This window comes from Streptomyces sp. NPDC004031, assembly GCF_053604375.1.
The window spans coordinates 1-1,813 of record NZ_JBSGHL010000150.1 but is presented as its reverse complement, the minus strand read 5'-3'; the positions used below and the strand labels follow the sequence as shown (position 1 = coordinate 1,813).

Here is a 1,813-nt window from a genome sequence, read left to right as displayed (position 1 = left end):
CTGGCCGGGCACAGGGCCAAACGGCAAACCGTGGGCGTTGAGTGGTGATATCAACGTCTGCGATTGCAAGCCGCCACCTGTTTTCTATGCCGAGCGCGGCATGAAGATGACCTTTGCCGCAGACGAGGTGGCGCGGTTGACGGGGAAGCATGGCTTAGGCGTCGCCCCTATAAGAAGAGGCGCGGCAGTCCACGATCAGCAGTTCGTTATTCGCAACAAGAAGTCCAGGAAACCTGTTGTGGGCGTGCGGTATTGGATCACAAATTGCCGCGGCGACGTGCTGGCTTCAGGGATTACCGATGCGCAGGGACATACCGTGCGAGTGATCACGCCGGATGCTGAATCGGTAAAGCTGGAGGTCATCGGAGAAACAGAATGAGTGACGGCGATCGTGTGGCGATTGCAGAGGCGATGACGGACACGAAAGAAGGTTCGTTAATCGAAGCATTGGTATCGAACGGGCCACCCATCTGCCCAAACATGACTGATGCGGAATTTCGCCGTATGGTTCTAACGTTACGCGATAGAGCGGTACAAATGATTGATGTACGGCTCGTAGACTTGCGCAAGTGGGGGGCGGTCGAACGTCAACGCGTCGCAACGTGGTTTGGCTCAAGCGATGAAGCGATTCGGCAAAGTCTGACAGTCGGCCTCGCACGAGTAAGTCGGGTGATGCGCGATCTCAAGCCTGGAAACTTTGTTCGTCAATCAGAGGAGCTTGATCGATATCTTGGTTGTACGCCGAATAACAAGGACCCTGATGGTGCCGTCGCTCATGTTTGCGCCCCTGACACCGCTACACATACTATTTGTATCCACGAAAAATTTTGTGGGATGCGCCCCATATCCAGTGCGAAGGACTCGATGCTATCGACACTGATTCATGAGTGCACTCACTTCTCCGACACTTTTGGCGCTCAGGATCATCAATATTTCATGCGCAAGTGCTTGGTATTGGCTCGGACGCGGCCTGATCTCGCAATCAATAATGCGGATAGCATTGCCGGGTATATTATCTATGAGGATTAGGGGCAGTGTGGCAGCGCGATCCTGGTTGAATCTGGTTGGGTCCAACGGAAAGTTGATATGGTAAAAGGGCCAGCATATATCGCACTCGCATTTTTCTCGGCAGCGACATTCGCCTGCTCCCCAGTCCATACGCTTGATGTTTCGTTTGAAAGAGATTCTGCCAAGGTGTCCGGCGATGAGATCACAAGGCTGGCCAATTGGGCGATAGACCTTCAACTTAAATATCCCAATCTCGATCGTACGTCTGTCGGTGGCCTTGCCGAAGCTGACGAAAGACAGCCGCACGTGCTGGCTCAACAACGCGCGGAAAGTATCAAGGGGCTTCTGGTCACATTGGGGCTTGGTCGAGCACCTATCGACGTCGACGCCAGGCTTTATAAGTCGCATCACTTGAGCGGTGTGCCGGATAATGGCCGACGAGTAGAAATCGACTTTCTTCCCGGTTGCCCGCATGAATGTCCTTGCCAAGTGAAATGAGGCCTTGGTCGCCAGCCGCCACGCAGTGCTGCACATTTTGATGGTATGAAGCGGCCCCTTACGCACCATGCAGTAAGCGCCGGCCCGTCACAAGCCGACGCGTGCTTTGTGTCCGTCACCGCACACTGCACGATCGCCCCGTGCGTCCCCGCCTTTCGCCGCACCCGCAAAACAAAACGCCACGGCATGCCGTGGCGTTTTGTGTAACCGCTTCTCCACGCGGTTGTCCGGCGCGAGGCGATTAGTGATGCACGTCGGCGGGCCGCCCGTCGAAGTCGTGTCCCGCGCGCCGAATCTCGCAGCGCGC

General features: G+C 55.7%; 3 protein-coding genes. All 3 read left to right on the top strand.

The window, feature by feature from the left end; genetic code table 11:
- Positions 1 to 379: hypothetical protein (locus ACWERV_RS36745; protein WP_452941231.1), on the top strand; the 379-nt coding region annotated here is incomplete at its 5' end.
- Positions 376 to 1,029, top strand: coding sequence for a M35 family metallo-endopeptidase (locus ACWERV_RS36740; RefSeq protein WP_105818820.1), 654 nt, complete (start codon positions 376 to 378; stop codon positions 1,027 to 1,029). The genes ACWERV_RS36745 and ACWERV_RS36740, both read left to right, overlap by 4 nt.
- A gap of 165 nt (positions 1,030 to 1,194) precedes the next feature.
- Complete coding sequence (locus tag ACWERV_RS36735) at positions 1,195 to 1,506, top strand: hypothetical protein (protein ID WP_359580410.1); 312 nt, start codon at positions 1,195 to 1,197, stop codon at positions 1,504 to 1,506.
- Positions 1,507 to 1,813 lie beyond the last annotated feature (307 nt).

Excerpts from the sequence above, each read along its gene's own strand:
- ACWERV_RS36740 (WP_105818820.1), top strand. The coding sequence starts at position 376 with ATGAGTGACGGCGATCGTGTGGCGATTGCAGAGGCGATGACGGACACG.